General features: G+C 61.1%; 19 protein-coding genes and 1 riboswitch. Of the genes, 2 read left to right on the top strand and 17 right to left on the bottom strand.

Annotation, left to right across the window (positions count from 1 at the left end; translation table 11 throughout):
- Window positions 1-26 precede the first annotated feature (26 nt).
- The 14 genes from ACA055_RS08270 to cobO form a co-directional block, all read right to left on the bottom strand.
- Window positions 27-593 carry a glutathione peroxidase gene (locus ACA055_RS08270; RefSeq protein WP_497683184.1) on the bottom strand — a complete coding sequence of 189 codons (567 nt, stop codon included), beginning with the start codon at window positions 591-593 and terminating at the stop codon, window positions 27-29.
- A gap of 53 nt (window positions 594-646) precedes the next feature.
- Window positions 647-769 (bottom strand): hypothetical protein, encoded by a 123-nt coding sequence (locus ACA055_RS08265; RefSeq protein WP_497683183.1) that lies wholly within the window; start codon window positions 767-769, stop codon window positions 647-649.
- Window positions 766-1,974, bottom strand: a complete 1,209-nt coding sequence (locus ACA055_RS08260) for an MFS transporter (RefSeq protein WP_497683182.1) — start codon at window positions 1,972-1,974, stop codon at window positions 766-768. Before ACA055_RS08260 ends, ACA055_RS08265 begins: the two co-directional genes overlap by 4 nt.
- A 52-nt stretch (window positions 1,975-2,026) precedes the next feature.
- Window positions 2,027-2,431: a MarR family winged helix-turn-helix transcriptional regulator gene (locus ACA055_RS08255; RefSeq protein ID WP_497683181.1), complete on the bottom strand. Its 405-nt coding sequence runs from the start codon at window positions 2,429-2,431 to the stop codon at window positions 2,027-2,029.
- A gap of 185 nt (window positions 2,432-2,616) precedes the next feature.
- Window positions 2,617-3,351 carry an adenosylcobinamide-GDP ribazoletransferase gene (locus tag ACA055_RS08250; protein WP_497683180.1) on the bottom strand — a complete coding sequence of 245 codons (735 nt, stop codon included), beginning with the start codon at window positions 3,349-3,351 and terminating at the stop codon, window positions 2,617-2,619.
- 2 nt (window positions 3,352-3,353) lie between these two features.
- A complete protein-coding gene (gene cobC, locus ACA055_RS08245; RefSeq protein ID WP_497683179.1) occupies window positions 3,354-3,929 on the bottom strand; it encodes an alpha-ribazole phosphatase family protein in 576 nt (191 codons plus the stop codon).
- Window positions 3,926-4,981, bottom strand: coding sequence for a nicotinate-nucleotide--dimethylbenzimidazole phosphoribosyltransferase (gene cobT / locus ACA055_RS08240; RefSeq protein WP_497683178.1), 1,056 nt, complete (start codon window positions 4,979-4,981; stop codon window positions 3,926-3,928). The genes cobC and cobT overlap by 4 nt, the downstream gene beginning before the upstream one ends.
- Complete coding sequence (cobU, locus tag ACA055_RS08235) at window positions 4,978-5,499, bottom strand: bifunctional adenosylcobinamide kinase/adenosylcobinamide-phosphate guanylyltransferase (RefSeq protein ID WP_497683177.1); 522 nt, start codon at window positions 5,497-5,499, stop codon at window positions 4,978-4,980. Before cobU ends, cobT begins: the two co-directional genes overlap by 4 nt.
- A 59-nt stretch (window positions 5,500-5,558) precedes the next feature.
- Window positions 5,559-7,010 carry a cobyric acid synthase gene (locus tag ACA055_RS08230; RefSeq protein WP_497683176.1) on the bottom strand — a complete coding sequence of 484 codons (1,452 nt, stop codon included), beginning with the start codon at window positions 7,008-7,010 and terminating at the stop codon, window positions 5,559-5,561.
- On the bottom strand, window positions 7,007-7,999 hold the full coding sequence (cobD, locus tag ACA055_RS08225) for a threonine-phosphate decarboxylase CobD (RefSeq protein WP_497683175.1): 993 nt from the start codon (window positions 7,997-7,999) through the stop codon (window positions 7,007-7,009). The genes ACA055_RS08230 and cobD overlap by 4 nt, the downstream gene beginning before the upstream one ends.
- Window positions 7,992-8,900: an adenosylcobinamide-phosphate synthase CbiB gene (gene cbiB / locus ACA055_RS08220; RefSeq protein WP_497683174.1), complete on the bottom strand. Its 909-nt coding sequence runs from the start codon at window positions 8,898-8,900 to the stop codon at window positions 7,992-7,994. Before cbiB ends, cobD begins: the two co-directional genes overlap by 8 nt.
- A complete protein-coding gene (gene bluB / locus ACA055_RS08215) occupies window positions 8,897-9,547 on the bottom strand; it encodes a 5,6-dimethylbenzimidazole synthase (RefSeq protein ID WP_497683173.1) in 651 nt (216 codons plus the stop codon). Before bluB ends, cbiB begins: the two co-directional genes overlap by 4 nt.
- Window positions 9,544-10,926 carry a cobyrinic acid a,c-diamide synthase CobB gene (locus ACA055_RS08210; RefSeq protein ID WP_497683172.1) on the bottom strand — a complete coding sequence of 461 codons (1,383 nt, stop codon included), beginning with the start codon at window positions 10,924-10,926 and terminating at the stop codon, window positions 9,544-9,546. The genes bluB and ACA055_RS08210 overlap by 4 nt, the downstream gene beginning before the upstream one ends.
- Window positions 10,923-11,534: a cob(I)yrinic acid a,c-diamide adenosyltransferase gene (gene cobO, locus ACA055_RS08205; RefSeq protein WP_497683171.1), complete on the bottom strand. Its 612-nt coding sequence runs from the start codon at window positions 11,532-11,534 to the stop codon at window positions 10,923-10,925. The genes ACA055_RS08210 and cobO overlap by 4 nt, the downstream gene beginning before the upstream one ends.
- A gap of 80 nt (window positions 11,535-11,614) precedes the next feature.
- Window positions 11,615-11,849: riboswitch (cobalamin riboswitch) on the bottom strand.
- Window positions 11,850-12,003: 154 nt separating this feature from the next.
- On the opposite strand from cobO, the gene ACA055_RS08200 reads away from it, so the two are divergent.
- Window positions 12,004-12,588, top strand: a complete 585-nt coding sequence (locus tag ACA055_RS08200) for a hypothetical protein (protein ID WP_497683170.1) — start codon at window positions 12,004-12,006, stop codon at window positions 12,586-12,588.
- Between the two features lie 68 nt (window positions 12,589-12,656).
- The gene (locus ACA055_RS08195; RefSeq protein ID WP_497683169.1) at window positions 12,657-13,970 is read left to right on the top strand and encodes a PQQ-dependent sugar dehydrogenase; all 1,314 of its coding nucleotides are present in this window, start codon (window positions 12,657-12,659) and stop codon (window positions 13,968-13,970) included.
- Between the two features lie 127 nt (window positions 13,971-14,097).
- On the opposite strand, the gene ACA055_RS08190 is transcribed toward ACA055_RS08195, so the two are convergent.
- The 3 genes from ACA055_RS08190 to ACA055_RS08180 form a co-directional block, all read right to left on the bottom strand.
- Window positions 14,098-14,760 carry an O-methyltransferase gene (locus ACA055_RS08190; protein WP_497683168.1) on the bottom strand — a complete coding sequence of 221 codons (663 nt, stop codon included), beginning with the start codon at window positions 14,758-14,760 and terminating at the stop codon, window positions 14,098-14,100.
- Window positions 14,761-14,775: 15 nt separating this feature from the next.
- Window positions 14,776-15,312 carry a C40 family peptidase gene (locus tag ACA055_RS08185; protein ID WP_497683167.1) on the bottom strand — a complete coding sequence of 179 codons (537 nt, stop codon included), beginning with the start codon at window positions 15,310-15,312 and terminating at the stop codon, window positions 14,776-14,778.
- Window positions 15,313-15,477: 165 nt separating this feature from the next.
- Entirely contained in the window at window positions 15,478-16,116 is a 639-nt protein-coding gene (locus tag ACA055_RS08180) for a C40 family peptidase (protein ID WP_497683166.1), read from the bottom strand.
- Window positions 16,117-16,236 lie beyond the last annotated feature (120 nt).

The raw sequence follows: 16,236 nt of genomic DNA, 5'->3' as shown, positions 1-16,236 counted from the left end.
AGGCGGGGCTTTTTAGTGAGCGTCGATCAGGGTGTCGAAGCCAGGGGTTGTGAAGCCAGGGCTTTCTCCACGGCTTCGATGAACTCGGGATCGTCAGGCTTGGTCAGGCTGGAAAAATTGGCGATCACCTTGCCTTGGCGATCGACCACATATTTGTAGAAGTTCCACTTCGGTGCGCTGGTCTGCTTGGCGAGGATCTTGAACAAGTGCGTCGCACCGTCACCACGGACTTTTTGCGGTTCGGTCATGGTGAAGGTCACGCCGTAATTCACGTAGCAGACCTTGGCGGTCTCTTCGCCGTCCTTGGATTCCTGCTTGAAGTCGTTGGACGGAACGCCGATCACCTCCAAGCCCTGATCCTTGTAACGCTGATTCAGCGCCTCCAGGCTTTTGAACTGCGGGGCGAAGCCGCAAAAGCTCGCGGTATTGACCACCACCAGCGGTTTGCCAGCGAAGCGCTGGCACAGGTCGATGGATTCCTTGGCGCGCAGCTTGGGCAACGAACCTTGCAAAAGGTCCGGGCACTCTGCCGCTTGAGCCAATCCGGTAAACGCGACCAGTAACGCGGGAACTGCCAGCCAGCGCATCAGCATGTCGGTGATCCTTCAGTCATCGTCAACGTGAAGTTACTCGCCCTCGCCACCCGCTAGCAAGCACCCATGCCCAGCTGCATCAAGGCCAGCCCGCCTTGATGCCAGCCCCACCACGCCAGGCCGAGCAACAAGGCGCCGCCAGCAACAATGGCGATCCGCGGCCAGAGACTGTTCATGTCGCGCTCAACCGGGTTTCCAGGCGCGCCACGGGCTGTTCACGCACCGGCCAGTTCAGGGCGGCGGCCACTAGACTCAAGAGAATTGCTACCTGCCAGATCAAGTCATAGCTCCCGGTTCGGTCGTACACCACCCCGCCCAACCAGCCGCCGAGGAACGATCCGAGCTGGTGAAACAGGAAAACAATCCCACCGAGCATGGACAAATTTCGCACACCGAACAAGGTCGCGACGGTGCCGTTGGTCAAGGGTACTGTCGACAGCCACAAAAAGCCCATCGCCATGCCGAACAGATACGCGGTTGTCGTCGTCACCGGCGCCCACAGGAACAGCGCAATCACCACCGCTCGCAGCAGATACAGACCGGTGAGTAAGCGCGGCTTGGACATCCGCCCACCGAGCCAGCCTGCGGTGTAAGTACCAAAAATATTGAACAGCCCGATCAACGCCAGCACCGTGGTGCCGACGGTCGCCGGCAGATGCTGATCCACCAGATAGGCCGGCAAGTGCACGCCGATGAATACCACTTGGAAACCGCAGACAAAAAAGCCGAACGACAGCAGCCAGAACCCCGAATGGGAGCAAGCCTCACGCAGCGCTTCGGACAGGGTTTGTTCATGGCCGAGCACCGGTAATGGCTTGTCCTTGAGCATGCTCACCAACGGCACGATCAATGCCACCAGCAGGCCCAGCACCAGCAACGCCGCGGACCAGCCAAGCCAGCCGATCAACCCCAGCGTACCCGGCAACATGGCGAACTGGCCGAAAGAACCGGCGGCACTCGCGATGCCCATGCCCATGCTGCGTTTCTCCGGCGGCACCGCGCGTCCGACCACCCCGAGAATCACCGAAAACGACGTGCCCGACAGACCGATACCGATCAACAGGCCGGCACTCAGGGACAAGGTCACCGCCGAGTCAGACAGGCCCATGAACACCAGGCCCAGCGCGTACAGAACGCCACCGATCAACACCACTTTCGCCGCGCCGAAGCGGTCGGCCAGCGCACCGGTGAAAGGTTGGGCCAGGCCCCAGATCAGGTTCTGCAGGGCGATGGCGAAAGCGAACACCTCACGCCCCCAGCCGAACTCGGCACTCATCGGTGCCAGAAACAGCCCGAAGCCATGGCGTATACCCAGAGACAACGCAAGGATCAGCGCACTCCCCAACAGAACCCAACCGCACGTACGCCACATCGATGTCATTCTTGTTCTCCGGTAGCGGGTATATACCCGCTTAAGGTCGAACAAACCGGCATCAAGCCAGTTCGTCCAGCAACTTCAGTAAGGTTTCGCGTTTCTCGGCCCCCAGACGGTCAACCAGCCGCTGTTGCGCTGCTTCCCAGGCTGGCAAGGCTGCCGCCAGCCGCTCGGCACCGGCCTCGGTCAACCGGACGATGCGATTGCGCATGTCCTCGCCCTCGACCAGCATCACCAGGCCTTCGCCCTCCAGCACACGCAGATTGCGCCCCAGGGTGCTGCGATCCAGCCCCATCGCCTCGGCCAGGGTGGAAATGCTTGGTTGATCCAGACGCTGCAAATTACACAGCAGAGAATACTGGGCAACGTTGATCCCGAAGCCGTCGAGAGCGCCGTCATAGTGCCTGCTGACGCCACGGGCGGCGCGACGCAGGTTGATGCATAAACATTGGGATTCGAGCATGATGCGTGTATATACCCGCGGTTAAATGAATGCAAGTTTCAAAAATTATTTTGTAGGGTAGATCGCCTTCGCGGGCAAGCCCGCTCCCACAGGTTTTTTGCATTGTTCACACAATAGCGGCATACCACCACCCTACTGTGGGAGCGGGCTTGCTCGCGAAGGCGCCAGAACATCCACATCATAAATCACCTGACCAACACAAGCCCCACCAGCACCGCAGCCTCCAGCAATTCCAGCATCGCCCCCGCCGTATCACCCGTCGTCCCGCCCAACCGGCGCAGCATCACCTGTCGCAACCAAACGAATACCAGCGTCGCCAGCACCACAGCAAAAACACCACTGAAGCCAGCCATCAGCACACAAGCCAACGCACTGACCGCCAATACCTGCTTACCCGCCAAACGCGGCAAATGATCGGCCAACGCCTGCCCTAACCCACCGGCTCGCACATAAGGCGTCGTCAGAAACAGCCCCAACAGCGCAGCACGGCCAATCAATGGAACGACGATCAGGACAGCCGCGTGCTGTTGCTCGATCAATGCCACTAATGCCGCGAATTTAAGCAGCAACACCAGCACCAGCGTCACGACCGCAATCGGCCCGCTGCGAGGGTCTTTCATGATGGTCAGCGTGCGCTCTCGGTCGCCGAAGCCTCCGAGCCACGCATCGGCGCTATCGGCCAGACCGTCCAGATGCAGCGCACCGCTGAGCAACACCCAAACCGTCAGCAGCAGCGCCGCGTGAAGCAGCAACGGCGTACCGAGCAACAACCAGTTCAACGCCCACAAAATCCCGCCGAACAACAGCCCCACCAGCGGATAAAACAGCAGCGAACGACCCAGCTCTTGAGGCGCCGGCATGCCTGGCAGGCGAATCGGCAGACTGCTCAGAAATTGCAGGGCGATCCAGAACGGCAACATGGTCAAAGCGATTCCTTTAACAGTCCGCCAGCCTCGATTGACAGCGAAAACAGCGCGCCGTGACCGACTTCAACGTTGAGCAACTGCTCCCGTGGCAATCCCCGCGCCTGCGCCAGCAGCAACCGCATGACGCCGCCATGGCTGACCAGTAACACCCGCTCGCCCGCACACACATCATGCAAACGCTCAACCGCCGCCAGCACTCGCGTGGAAAAATCCTCAACCCGCTCGCCGTCGGGCGGCGTGTACGAATAAGGGTCGGCCCAGAACAATCCCAACGCCTCGGCATCGGTTTCCATCAGTGCCGCCGCGCTCTGCCCTTCCCAGGCGCCGAAGTGCAGCTCCTGCAGATCTTTATCCAACTGCACTGGCAATCCCAGTTGTGCACCGAGTTCTTCTGCGAACTGCGCACAGCGCTGCAATGGCGAACTGACCAAGCGATCCCAAGGCCCCTGCTGGATCACCGCCGCGTGCATCTGCTCCCAACCCTTTTCGGTCAGCGCATCGTCGAGACTGCCGCGCAGGCCACCGCCGAGTTCGGTTTCGCCGTGGCGTAATAGATCGAGACGCAACGTCATGCCGGGCGATCCGCCACGGCCGCTTCGGCGAAGGTCGCCATCTGCCCGTGAAGATCACAGGCCAGACGCAGCAACGGCACCGCCAACGCCGCCCCGCTGCCCTCGCCCAGACGCAGGCCGAGGTCCAGCAACGGTTCGGCGTTGAGGGTTTCCAGCACATGACGATGACCCGGCTCGGCACCGCGATGACCAAACAACAGCCACTGGCGGCACTCAGGATTCAAGCGCACGGCCACCAACGCGGCAACGCTGCAGATGAACCCGTCCACCAGCACCGCGACACCTTCCTGGGCACACGCCAGATAGGCGCCGACCAGCGCGGCGATTTCGAAACCGCCGAGGTTGAACAGGGTTTGCAACGCATCGCCACGCTCAGCGCCATGCACTGCCAAGGCGCGCTCGATAACCTGCGCTTTATGACTGACACCCGCCGCGTTCAACCCGGTTCCCGGACCGGTCAGATACACCACCGGGCAATCCAGCAGCGCACACGCCAACGCGCTGGCAGCCGTAGTGTTGCCGATGCCCATCTCACCGCCGATAAACAATTGAGCACCTGCCGCGATGGCGCGAAGCGCACTGGCGCGGCCAGCCTGCAAAGCGAGTTCGCCCTGAGCCTGAGTCATGGCCGGACCTTCGACAAAGTTCGCAGTGCCCGGCCCGATGTTCAGGTGACGCACGCCCGGCAGATTCAACGAAGGCGTAACCGTGCCAAGGTCAACCACTTCAAGGGATGCCCCGAGCTGCCGCGCCAGCACGCTGATCGCCGCACCACCGTTGACGAAGTTGTGCAGCATCTGCCCGGTGACTTCCTGGGGAAATGCCGACACCCCTTCGGCGACCACACCATGGTCACCGGCAAAAATCGCGATCCACAACTGATCCAGACTCGGTTTGACCCGTCCCTGCAACCCGGCCAATTGCACCGCCACCGATTCGAGCCGACCGAGAGAGCCGGCAGGTTTGGTCAACTGCTGTTGACGCGCCTCGGCCTGCTCGACCGCTTGGGCATCGATCGGCTGGCACGGGTTCAGCCACCAGGATTGAGTCATAACGCAGTTCCTTTCAAAGTCAGGGGCAGGCCGGCAACGGTCAGGACAACTCGCTGACAGCGTTCAGCCAAAGCTTGATGCAGCCAGCCGGCTTCATCGACATAGCGGCGAGTCAATTCGCCCAGCGGCACGACACCCATTCCGGTTTCATTGCTGACGAAAATGATTTCACCCGGCAACGATGCCAGGCAGTCCAGCAAGGCATCACGCTCGGCGATCAGGCGCTCGGTGTTGTCGAGCATCAGCAGATTGGTCAGCCACAGGGTCAGGCAATCCACCAGCAGGCAGCGTTCGGTGCTGGCGTTTTCACGAAGGATGCGGGCGAGCTCCAGGGGTTCTTCGATCAACCCCCATTCGGCTGGACGCCGGGCGCGGTGATGGGTGACCCGTTCTTTCATTTCGCCGTCAAGGGGTTGGCTGGTGGCGATGTAGGTCACTGCCAGACCACTGTCGCAGGCGAGTTTTTCAGCCAGGCGACTCTTGCCGGAGCGGGCGCCGCCGAGGATCAGTTGCAGCATGGTTCATTCCTTAAAATCTTCTGTGAGACGACTGACGCCTTCGCGAGCATGCAACCACCTCAAAACCCGCAAAGTTCACGCAACAGCCGGGTATCCAGATGCTGCTCCACCAGATCCGCCAGCCGCTCGATATCCCGCTCACGCAACCCGTGGTAATCCACTTCCTGCACATCCTGCAAACCCGCCCAGCGCAACAGCGCACTGCACGCCTCTGGCGATTCAAACAGGCCATGTAGATACGTGCCGAATATTTGCCCATCGACACTTTGCGCACCATCACAGCGACCGTCATCCAACTGCACGGCGGCGTTTTCCAGCGCCGGCCCGGTGGTCACGCCAGCATGGATTTCATAGCCGCTGACCGGTGCGTCTTCCAGCGCCAGGCGCCCGCGCACGTTGCGCAATTGCTTCTCTTCTTCGAGCTGCGTCTCGAACGCCAGCAAACCCAAACCTGCACTGGAACCCGGTGCGCCTTCGAGGCCCAACGGGTCATGCACCTGCTCGCCAAGCATTTGCAGACCACCGCAGATGCCCAATAACTTCCCGCCGTAACGCAGGTGACGAGAGATGGCGGTGTCCCAACCATTGGCTCGCAGATACGCGAGGTCACCGCGCACGCTTTTCGATCCGGGAAGAATCATCAGGTCGGCGGGAGGAATCGGCTGTCCGGGGCCGATGAATTGCAGATCCACTTGCGGGTGCAGGCGCAGCGGGTCGAAATCAGTGTGGTTGCTGATGCGTGGAAGCACCGGCACGAGCACTTTCAGCACCTGGTCGGCCTTGTCGGTCTGGCGTTGATCGATGCCATCCTCGGCTTCCAGATGCAGGTCCATCACGTAAGGCAACACGCCAATCACTGGTTTGCCGGTGCGCTCTTCCAGCCAGTCGAGGCCCGGTTGCAGCAAGGCAATGTCACCGCGAAAGCGGTTGATGATGAACCCTTTGACTCGCGCTTGTTCGGTGGACGACAGCAGTTCCAGGGTGCCCACCAGATGCGCGAAAACCCCGCCGCGATTGATGTCGGCGATCAGCACCACCGGGCAGTCCACCGCTTCGGCAAAACCCATGTTGGCGATGTCGCCGGCGCGCAGATTGATCTCGGCCGGCGAGCCTGCGCCTTCGACCATCACCAGCGGATAGGCCGCGCTCAATCGTTCATGGGAAGCGAGCACCGCTTGCATGGCGATGGCTTTGTAGTCGTGATAGGCGACGGCGTTCATCGTCGTGACGGCGCGACCATGGATGATCACTTGGGCGCCGGTGTCGCTGTTCGGTTTGAGCAGCACCGGGTTCATGTCGGTGTGCGGTTCAAGGTTGGCGGCCTGGGCCTGCACGGCTTGCGCCCGGCCGATTTCGCCACCGTCGGCGGTCACGGCACTGTTGAGCGCCATGTTCTGCGGTTTGAACGGCACCACGCTAACGCCCTGGCGCGTGGCCCAGCGACACAACGCCGTCACCAGCGTGCTTTTGCCGGCGTCCGATGTAGTGCCTTGCACCATCAATGTGGTCATTGGGATTCCTTGGCGTAGGCGTCGAACGCTTGCGCGAGACGTGTCCAGTCAGCTTCATCGGCGGGCAAGCCAAAACGCAGGCTGCTGTTGAGCGTGAACAACCGCAGCAGAATGCCGCGCCGGGCCATGAAATCATGCAGTTCTTCGGCGCGTTCGGTGGTAATCCATTGAAATAGGGCGCAACCGCCCTGGGGTTTAAAACTGTGTTGCTCAAGCAGCCGTGCCAGTCGCTCGCTGGCCACTTCGGTGCGCTCCCGTTGACGGGCATGCCCTTCGATATCCTGCAGGCAGGCTTGCCCCACGACTCGGGTCGGCCCGCTGACCGCCCATGGCCCCACTTGTTCGGCCAGTAACTTGAGCAACTTGCGCTCCGCCAGCACAAACCCTAGCCGCACACCGGCCAGGCCGAAAAACTTGCCGAAGGAACGCAGCACGACCAAACCGACCTGATGAGCAAACGGCGCCAGGCTCAGCTGCGGCGTGTTGTCCATGAACGCCTCGTCCACCACCAGCCAGCCACCGCGCTGGGCCAGTCGTGAATGCCAGTCGAGCAAGCGACTCGGGGTCAGGCTAAGGCCCGTGGGATTGTTCGGATTGACCACCACCAGCACGTCGAGGCTGTCGAGAAAGAAGTCAACTTCCTGCTCCAGCACTTCACGCACGATGTAGCCGCTGCGGCGCCAGGCTTCGGCGTGCTCGGCGTAACACGGCGACAGTACGCCGACCTTGCCGACCCGACGCAAACGCGGCAGCAACTGGATCGCCATTTGCGAACCGGCCACCGGCAGCACCTGGGCAGCACCGTAGTAATCGCAGGCCGCCTGCTCCAGACCGTCATCGGTTTCCGGCAATCGCGCCCAGGCTCGCAACGAAATGTCCGGGACCGGAAACGGCCAAGGCGCGAGGCCGCTGGACAGGTCCAGCCAATCGGCTTCGGCGATGCCGTATTCGAGCGCAGCCTTACGCAACCGCCCACCGTGCTCAAGCATAGAATTCAGCCCCCACGCAGAGAATCAGCAGCCATAACCATACGCCGCGCTGGACCAATTGCCAGCCACGGTCGATGGAGTCAGCATCCGCCGGCACGCCCTCGCCCAGTGGCGGACGCTGATGCAGTTCACCGTGATAAATCGCCGCCCCGCCCAACTCGACGCCCAACGCACCGGCGCCCGCCGCCATCACCGGGCCGGCATTCGGGCTGTCCCAGGTCGGGCCCTGTGTACGCCAGCACTTCAATGCCAGTCGGGTTTTGCCCAGGAGCGCGTAGGTCAACGCCACCAGACGTGCAGGAATGTAGTTGAGCACGTCGTCGACCTTTGCCGCCGCCCAACCGAAACGCTCGAAGCGTTCGTTGCGATAGCCCCACATGGCGTCGAGGGTGTTGCTCAACCGGTAGAGCACCACACCGGGCGCTCCCGCCACGGCGAACCAGAACAGGGCGGCAAACACCGCGTCACTGCCGTTCTCCAGGACCGATTCGGTCGCGGCGCGAGCGACTTCGGTTTTATCCAGTTCGCTGGTCTGGCGGCTGACCAGATAGCCCACGCGAGTGCGGGCTTCGTCCAGATCATCACTGCGCAAGGCTTTGGCCACCGGCTCGACATGCTCGCCGAGGCTGCGCATGCCGAGCGCGCAGTAGAGCACGAGAATTTCGACGATCCAGCCGACATAAGGCGCCCAGGAAAACGCCGTGGCCAGTAAAGTCAGCGGCAACACGGCGATCACCCAGGCGGTGACGCCATGACTGCGCCAGCCGCGCCCTTCACCGTTAAAACGTTGCTCGATGCGGTCGGCAAAACGGCCGAATGCCACCAGCGGATGCCAGCGTTTGGGTTCACCCAGCAGCGCATCCAGCGCAACCGCGGCGACACTCAATAACGCCACACTCATTGACTCACTCCCCAGTAATTCTCATACAACAATTCGCTCAGCGGCCGCGCCTGCGCCCAGCCTTCGAGCACCAGCATCGGCGCCGGATAGAATTCCTTGACCGGACCGAGGCAAAGAATCGCCATCGGCTTGGCTCCGGCGGGCAAACCCAGCAGGTCCGCCAGCGCTTGTGGCTCGAACAGCGACACCCAGCCCATGCCCAGTCCTTCGGCGCGGGAGGCCAGCCACAGGTTCTGAATCGCACAGGACAGCGACGCCATGTCCATTTCCGGCAAGGTGCGACGGCCAAAGATATGCCGCTCGCGATCGTCCATCAGCGCGGCGACCAGGACCTCGGCGCAATCGTTGATGCCTTCGACTTTGAGCTTCATGAACTCGTCGGAACGCTCACCGAGGGCTTCGGCGGTGCGGATGCGTTCTTCTTCCACCAGTCGCTGGATCTTGCCGCGCAGGGTTCGATCGCTGATGCGGATGAATCGCCAGGGCTGCATCAGGCCGACACTCGGTGCCTGGTGCGCGGCTTCGAGCAGGCGTCGCAGCAGTTCGGGTTCGACCGTACCGCCGCTGAAGTGGCGCATGTCGCGGCGCTCGGCGATCGCGCGATAAACCGCTTCGCGTTCGGCTTCGGAGAAGGCGTTGTCGGTCATGGCCTCTTCGCGAGCAAGCCCGCTCCCACAGGGTTTGGATGATCCATTGTGGAAGCGGGCTTGCTCGCGAAGGCGGCCTGAAGATCAGGCGTAAACAGCGCGGCAATCGCCGTTGGATTGGACGGAAAATAAAAGTGCACATAAGAGGCCGTCATCCGCCCCTGACGATAAACCGCCTCCGCCCCACGTCCGCCGTTAGGGCTCAAGCCTCGGGCAATCGGCTCAAGCTCTGTGCTGGTCAGGGAATGGTGATAGGTGTGCCCGCGCAACGAACCTTCAGGCAGCTCGACCGCTTGCAAGGCCAGTGCGGCAAGACGTTTTTGCATCACCGCATCCCCTGCCAGCAGACCGACCAGTTCAGCGCGAGTGCCCTCGACGTCGGTCAACGAATCGAGCAGATAAAGCATGCCGCCACACTCGGCCAACAACGGTTTGCCAGCGCCATGGTGCGCGCGGATCTCGGCCAGCATCGTGATGTTCTGTGAAAGCGCCACGTGGTGCAATTCGGGGTATCCGCCCGGTAAGTACAGGCTGTCTGCCTCCGGCAAACTTGCGTCACGAATCGGCGAGAAAAACAGTAACTCGGCGCCCATGGCCCGCAGCAAATCCAGGCTCGCGCCATAGGTAAAGGCAAACGCCTCGTCACGGGCCACGGCAATCCGTACGCCGGCCAACAAGGGCTCTGCCGCGATCACATCAGGGGCGGCGAATTCCACCGCTGGTGGCAGCGCGACCTCGCAGCTGCTGGCCAGGGCATCGGCCGCCGCATCCAGACGCACGTCCAGATCATTCAACTCGCTGGCCTGAACCAGCCCCAAGTGACGGCTCGGTAATTCGATCCCGGTTTCTCGGGACAAGGCGCCGTACCAGCGCAGGCCTTCAGTCAGGCTGCCTTCGAGCAACTGCGCGTGACGCAACGTGCCAACGCGATTGGCCAACACCCCGGCAAACGGCAAATCCGGCTGATAGCGCGCCAGCCCCAACGCCAGTGCGCCAAACGTCTGCGCCATGGCGGTGCCGTCGATCACAGCAAGCACCGGCACACCGAAGTGTCGCGCCAGGTCAGCACTGGACGGCGTACCGTCGAACAGGCCCATGACGCCTTCGATCAGGATCAGATCGGCTTCGCCCGCCGCTTCCCACAACAACCGGCGACTTTCCTGCTCGCCAACCATCCACATGTCCAATTGATAGACCGGCGCACCGCTGGCGCGCTCGAGAATCATCGGATCGAGAAAGTCCGGGCCGCATTTGAATACGCGGACCTTGCGCCCCTGATTGCGGTGCAAACGGGCCAGCGCGGCAGTCACGGTGGTCTTGCCCTGACCGGAGGCCGGCGCGGCAATTAATACCGCCGGGCAATGACGTGGTTGATTCACAGCTCAACGCCTTTTTGCGCTTTGATACCGGCCTGAAACGCGTGCTTGATCACGCCCATTTCAGTGACGGTGTCAGCCAGTTCGATCATTTCCGGTTTGGCGCCGCGACCGGTCACAACCACGTGCTGCATCGGCGGACGCGCCTGCAGATCGCTAAGGACTTGATCGAGGTCGAGGTAACCGTGTTTCAGAGCGATGTTCAATTCATCGAGCACCACCAGGCCGATGGACGGATCGCGCAGCAGTTCCTGGGACACAGCCCAGGCGGCTTCGGCAGCGGCGATGTCACGCTGGCGGTCCTGGGTTTCCCAGGTAAAACCCTCGCCCATCACATGAAATCGCACTTGCTCCGGGAAGCGGCGGAAGAACAATTCTTCGCCGGTGCTGTTGCGGCCCTTGATGAACTGCACCACGCCGCACTGCATGCCGTGCCCCAGGGACCGGGCGAGCATGCCGAAGGCCGAGCTGCTCTTGCCTTTGCCGTTGCCGGTCAGCACCAGCAGCAGGCCGCATTCATTCGGGGAGTTGGCGATGCGTTCGTCGATCACGGCTTTTTTGCGCAGCATGCGCGCCAGATGGCGTTCGTCACGATCGGGGGTATCAGTCATGGGGAGCTCTCCGTTGAGGCTGGATAACGGCGGGCAGGCACAAGAATAGACGGCAAGAAGCCTGGCATCGCCCACCGTGATGCCGCTGGATGAATCAGGCCGGTCTCCGGGCTCATGAGCGGCGTTAAGCCTGACTGCGCGCCTTCCCATGTCGACAGTCGACACAGTGGCTCAAGGCGCAATCTTTACTCATTTACCGTTGCGGGGGCAGCGTCGGGATCATGACTCTTCGTCGCTTGAAGATAGCCACTCACCGACTTCCCTGTTTCACTCTGTCGACCTCAGCCACAGAGCACCTGAAACAAGCCGCGAAGGTTAGAGGGTTGGGGGTGGAGCGTCAATTGAAGACAGGACGTCGCTGAGTGAATAACTGCCGTCGATCACCTGATTGATGTCAATCTTGTGCCACACTCTCGGCAGTGATATCAAAGAGCCACAAACCTACACCACAATAACAAGGGTAAGCCACATGCAAGGCATGATCATCAGCAATCCGAAGCTGGAATTCCTGCGCCCGGTGCTGGAACGCTGGTTTGACTGTATCGACCGTTACAACGCCGTTCGCGGTGATAACGACACGCCTTACTGGTTCGACGAAAAAGCCAACCTGGGCCTGCTCTCCGCCGCAGCCTGGATGGCGGAAATGGTCACGCTGCAACAATCGCCGACCCGCAAACAGACCGAAGAAGGCGAGCGTAACAGCCGTGCCGACCTGTTTATCGCCACTGCCGAACAACGCGCTTACCTTCAAACCACACAGCGCTGGCCACGGGTCAACAGCCTGAACCTGACCCAAGCCCTGGTCGACATCACCAGCGACGCGAAGAGAATCAGCTACGCCAGCGACCTGAAACTGGGCTGCCTGTTCGTCGCACCGCAAAAAGCCCAGCAAAGCGCCACACCGGAAGAGCTTCAGGACATGGTCGACGACCTGCAAAAGGAAAATTCCTGCGCGGTGGCCTGGTATTTCCCCTACGCCTACCGCAAGTTGCGCAACGAAGCCGGCAACTACCACCCCGGCATCGCCGTGCTGATCAAGGAAGCCCGCGGCTGACCGGTTGAACCATCGCGTCTTCATGCTTCTCTATTGATCAGGTCACTGCATTCATAGGGAAGATCAGCATGCGCAAGCCTCAGTTCGTTTTTGTTATCGCGCTCGCCGGAGGGCTCGCCGCCTGTGGTGAAACCTCCAGCCTGCAAGTCTCCGACGGCACCGGACCGTCGCCCAAGCTGCCAGAACCGAACAAGACCCTGATCCCGACGGTGAACATCGCCCCGGCGATCGGCTGGCCGGACGGCACGAAACCCACCGCCGCCACAGGGACTCAGGTGGCGGCATTTGCTGAAGGCCTTGATCACCCGCGCTGGCTCTACGTGCTACCCAACGGTGACGTGTTGGTCGCCGAAACCAACGCACCGCCCAAACCCGATGACGGCAAAGGCATTCGCGGCTGGGTCATGGACAAAGTCATGAGCCGCGCAGGGGCCGCCGTCCCCAGTCCGAACCGCATCACACTGTTGCGGGACAAAGACCACGACGGCATCGCTGAAACCCGCACGGTGTTCCTGGAAAACCTCAACTCGCCTTTCGGCATGACCCTGGTCGGCAATGACCTGTACGTCGCCGACACCGACCGCTTGCTGCGTTTCCACTATGAAAATGGCGATACGGCGATCAAGTCGCAGCCGATAAAAGTGGTCGACCTGCCGGGTGGGACGCTGAATCACCACTGGACCAAAAACGTCATCGCCAGCAAGGACGGCAGCAAGCTGTACGTCACGGTCGGCTCCAACAGCAACGTCGGCGAAAACGGCATGGATCAGGAAGAAGGTCGCGCGGCGATCTGGGAAGTGGACCGCGCCACCGGCAACCATCGGATCTTCGCTTCGGGAATTCGCAACCCGAATGGATTGGCCTGGGAGCCTCAGAGCGGCGCATTGTGGACGGCCGTCAATGAGCGGGACGAAATCGGCAGCGACCTGGTACCGGACTACATCACTTCAGTGAAGGACGGCGGGTTCTACGGCTGGCCTTACAGCTACTACGGCCAACATGTCGATGTCCGCGTGACGCCGCCGAATCCGGAGCTGGTGGCCAAAGCCATTGCGCCGGACTACGCGGTCGGCCCGCACACCGCGTCACTGGGCCTGACATTTGCTGAAGGCAACACATTGCCGACGCAGTTCAAGGAGGGCGCATTCATCGGCCAGCACGGCTCCTGGAATCGCAAACCACACAGCGGCTACAAAGTGATTTTCGTGCCGTTCAGCGCCGGCAAACCGACCGGGCAGCCGGTGGATGTGCTCACTGGCTTCCTCACTGACGACGAAAAAGCCATGGGTCGTCCGGTGGGTGTAGTGATCGATCAGCAGGGTGGCCTGCTGGTGGCGGATGATGTGGGGAACAAGGTGTGGCGCGTGTCTGCGACTAAATAAACCGTCCCGGCGAAACACATCACCCTGTGGGAGCGGGCTTGCTCGCGAAAGCTGTTTCACATTCAACAATGATGTTGGCTGAAAGACCGCTTTCACGAGCAAGCCCGCTCCCACAACGGATCAGCGCTTAGCGTTTGCGGCAAAGCGTCAACCCATCACCCAGTGGCAACAACGACAGATCCACTCGCACGTCATCCTTCAAGGCGCAATTGAGCGCCTGGATGGCTCGGGTGTCTTCGCTGTCAGAATTCTCCTCAAGCACCCGCCCGCTCCACAGCGTGTTATCGAACACCGCCAGACCGCCGACCCGCAGCAAGCGCAATGCATGTTCCAGATAGGTCGGGTAATTGGCCTTGTCGGCATCGATGAAGATCAGATCGAACTGTCCGCCCTGCCCTTGCTGTTCAAGCTCCGCGAGTGTGTCCAACGCGGGGGCCAGACGCAGTTCAATCCGCTCGGCAAGCCCCGCCTCCTGCCAATAACGGCGCGCGGTGGCGTTGTAGTCGCCGGGAATATCACAGCAGATCAGCGAGCCGTCATCCGGCAATGCAGCCGCCATGCACAAGGCGCTGTAACCGGTGAAGGTGCCGACTTCCAGCAGACGCCTGGCGCCAGTGAGCTTTACCAGCAAAGCGAGAAATTGCCCCTGCTCCGGCGCCACCTGCCAGCGCGCCATGGGCAGCGCCTGGGTTTCGTCGCGCAAGCGCTTGAGCAGCGGCGTTTCCCTTAGGGAAACGTCGAGCAGGTATTGATACAGGGAATCGTCGAGATTGAGCGTGCGAGCGGTCATGACAACCTCCGCGGTCTACGGGTTATGTGCCAAGTGCTCAGGTTGCAGGACGCGCTTGGCGCTCAGATAGGCTTTCTGCCAGTAGGCTTTGGACAAGCTGTCGAGCTTGACCGTGCCACCGGTGGCTGGCGCATGGACGAAGCGGCCTTCGCCGACATAGATCCCTGCATGACTCACCTGGGAGCCGCCATTGGTGGCGAAGAAGATCAGGTCACCGGTTTGCAGGCCTTCCTTGCCCACACTGGCTGCCTGCATGCTGATCATCTCGCGCGTGGTGCGCGGCAGGGCAATACCTGTGACGTCGCGGTAGACGTAGCCGATCAGACCGCTGCAATCGAAGCCCGAATCCGGCGTGTTGCCCCCCCAGCGATAAGGCGTACCCACCAGGCCGAGCGCACGAAACAGCACGTCTTCCGCCGCCGGGGAAAAGGCTTGGGAAGGACCGAAAACAAGGGGAGCGCGAACCACCGGGGCAGGTGGCGGTGTGCGGCTGGCGCACGCGCTGAGCAGCGCTGCGAAGAACATGATTGCGAGGCGGGCCGACGTCGTCATAAGCAGAACATCCTGATCTGGCTGCGGCTTTTTCTGCCGGGAGGACAGAAAAGAAAACCGCCTGCGCGTGACGCAGGCGGTTTGCCATCAATAATAGATCAGGATTCTAGCGGCTACGCGGCAAACTTCAAGTAAGACTTTAAGTTCACCTTACAAACTGTCCGCTTACTTGCGTGCCGTGACGATCGCCGGGGACGTATTCGGGGCCATCGCGAGTGCGCGCTTGGCTTCGATGAAGGTCTTGCTCCAGTAGCTGTCGCCCAGGCTATCGATCCGGACACCACCGCTGCGGCGGCTGCTGGAGTGGATGAACTGGTTGTCACCGAGGTAGATCCCGGCGTGACTGACACGACCGCGACGACCATTGGTAGCGAAGAACAACAGATCACCTGGTTTCAGATCGCTTCGAGTCACCAACGGGGCGTCCACGTTGATCATTTCGCGGGTAGAGCGTGGCAGATTCATGCCGGCTTCTTCACGAAACAGATAACCGATAAAACCGCTGCAATCGAAACCGGCTTCGGAGGTGCCGCCGAAACGGTAACGGGTACCGATCAGGGACATGCCACGTTCGAGGATGCTGTCAGCAAGAACCGGAAGCTGGTACGACTTGCCATCGGCGAAGTCTGCCAGTTCTTTATCGGTTGCGAGTTCTTCCTGGAAAAGAACGGAAGATGACTGTGCGGTAACTGGAGTTTTAACCTGCTGTTGTTGCTCTTGCTGGGACACTGGGGAGTGGGCAGCGCAACCGAACAACAGGGTAACGAGTGCGAGGGGCACGAGGGGTGCAAAGCGATTTAGCATGGGCACGACCGTGGCTGATAGTTTTAAAGAAGCCGCGACTATGCCCGCTATCAAACTCATTTGCAAATTCAATCGAACTTTATGTGACTTATCGGTTTCTCGTTTCCATCTAAGCGCTCA

The sequence above is a fragment of the Pseudomonas sp. LBUM1657 genome (assembly GCF_059716075.1).
Note: the sequence above shows the minus strand (reverse complement) of the source record. Positions and strands in the feature narration are given on the sequence as shown.

What these genes read in the sequence shown, in the direction of transcription:
- ACA055_RS08270 (WP_497683184.1), bottom strand. Translation starts at nt 593, where the DNA reads ATGCTGATGCGCTGGCTGGCAGTTCCCGCGTTACTGGTCGCGTTTACC.
- ACA055_RS08265 (WP_497683183.1), bottom strand. Translation starts at nt 769, where the DNA reads ATGAACAGTCTCTGGCCGCGGATCGCCATTGTTGCTGGCGGCGCCTTG.
- ACA055_RS08260 (WP_497683182.1), bottom strand. Translation starts at nt 1,974, where the DNA reads ATGACATCGATGTGGCGTACGTGCGGTTGGGTTCTGTTGGGGAGTGCG.
- ACA055_RS08255 (WP_497683181.1), bottom strand. Translation starts at nt 2,431, where the DNA reads ATGCTCGAATCCCAATGTTTATGCATCAACCTGCGTCGCGCCGCCCGT.
- ACA055_RS08250 (WP_497683180.1), bottom strand. Translation starts at nt 3,351, where the DNA reads ATGTTGCCGTTCTGGATCGCCCTGCAATTTCTGAGCAGTCTGCCGATT.
- cobC (WP_497683179.1), bottom strand. Translation starts at nt 3,929, where the DNA reads ATGACGTTGCGTCTCGATCTATTACGCCACGGCGAAACCGAACTCGGC.
- cobT (WP_497683178.1), bottom strand. Translation starts at nt 4,981, where the DNA reads ATGACTCAATCCTGGTGGCTGAACCCGTGCCAGCCGATCGATGCCCAA.
- cobU (WP_497683177.1), bottom strand. Translation starts at nt 5,499, where the DNA reads ATGCTGCAACTGATCCTCGGCGGCGCCCGCTCCGGCAAGAGTCGCCTG.
- ACA055_RS08230 (WP_497683176.1), bottom strand. Translation starts at nt 7,010, where the DNA reads ATGACCACATTGATGGTGCAAGGCACTACATCGGACGCCGGCAAAAGC.
- cobD (WP_497683175.1), bottom strand. Translation starts at nt 7,999, where the DNA reads ATGCTTGAGCACGGTGGGCGGTTGCGTAAGGCTGCGCTCGAATACGGC.
- cbiB (WP_497683174.1), bottom strand. Translation starts at nt 8,900, where the DNA reads ATGAGTGTGGCGTTATTGAGTGTCGCCGCGGTTGCGCTGGATGCGCTG.
- bluB (WP_497683173.1), bottom strand. Translation starts at nt 9,547, where the DNA reads ATGACCGACAACGCCTTCTCCGAAGCCGAACGCGAAGCGGTTTATCGC.
- cobO (WP_497683171.1), bottom strand. Translation starts at nt 11,534, where the DNA reads ATGACTGATACCCCCGATCGTGACGAACGCCATCTGGCGCGCATGCTG.
- ACA055_RS08200 (WP_497683170.1), top strand. Translation starts at nt 12,004, where the DNA reads ATGCAAGGCATGATCATCAGCAATCCGAAGCTGGAATTCCTGCGCCCG.
- ACA055_RS08195 (WP_497683169.1), top strand. Translation starts at nt 12,657, where the DNA reads ATGCGCAAGCCTCAGTTCGTTTTTGTTATCGCGCTCGCCGGAGGGCTC.
- ACA055_RS08190 (WP_497683168.1), bottom strand. Translation starts at nt 14,760, where the DNA reads ATGACCGCTCGCACGCTCAATCTCGACGATTCCCTGTATCAATACCTG.
- ACA055_RS08185 (WP_497683167.1), bottom strand. Translation starts at nt 15,312, where the DNA reads ATGACGACGTCGGCCCGCCTCGCAATCATGTTCTTCGCAGCGCTGCTC.
- ACA055_RS08180 (WP_497683166.1), bottom strand. Translation starts at nt 16,116, where the DNA reads ATGCTAAATCGCTTTGCACCCCTCGTGCCCCTCGCACTCGTTACCCTG.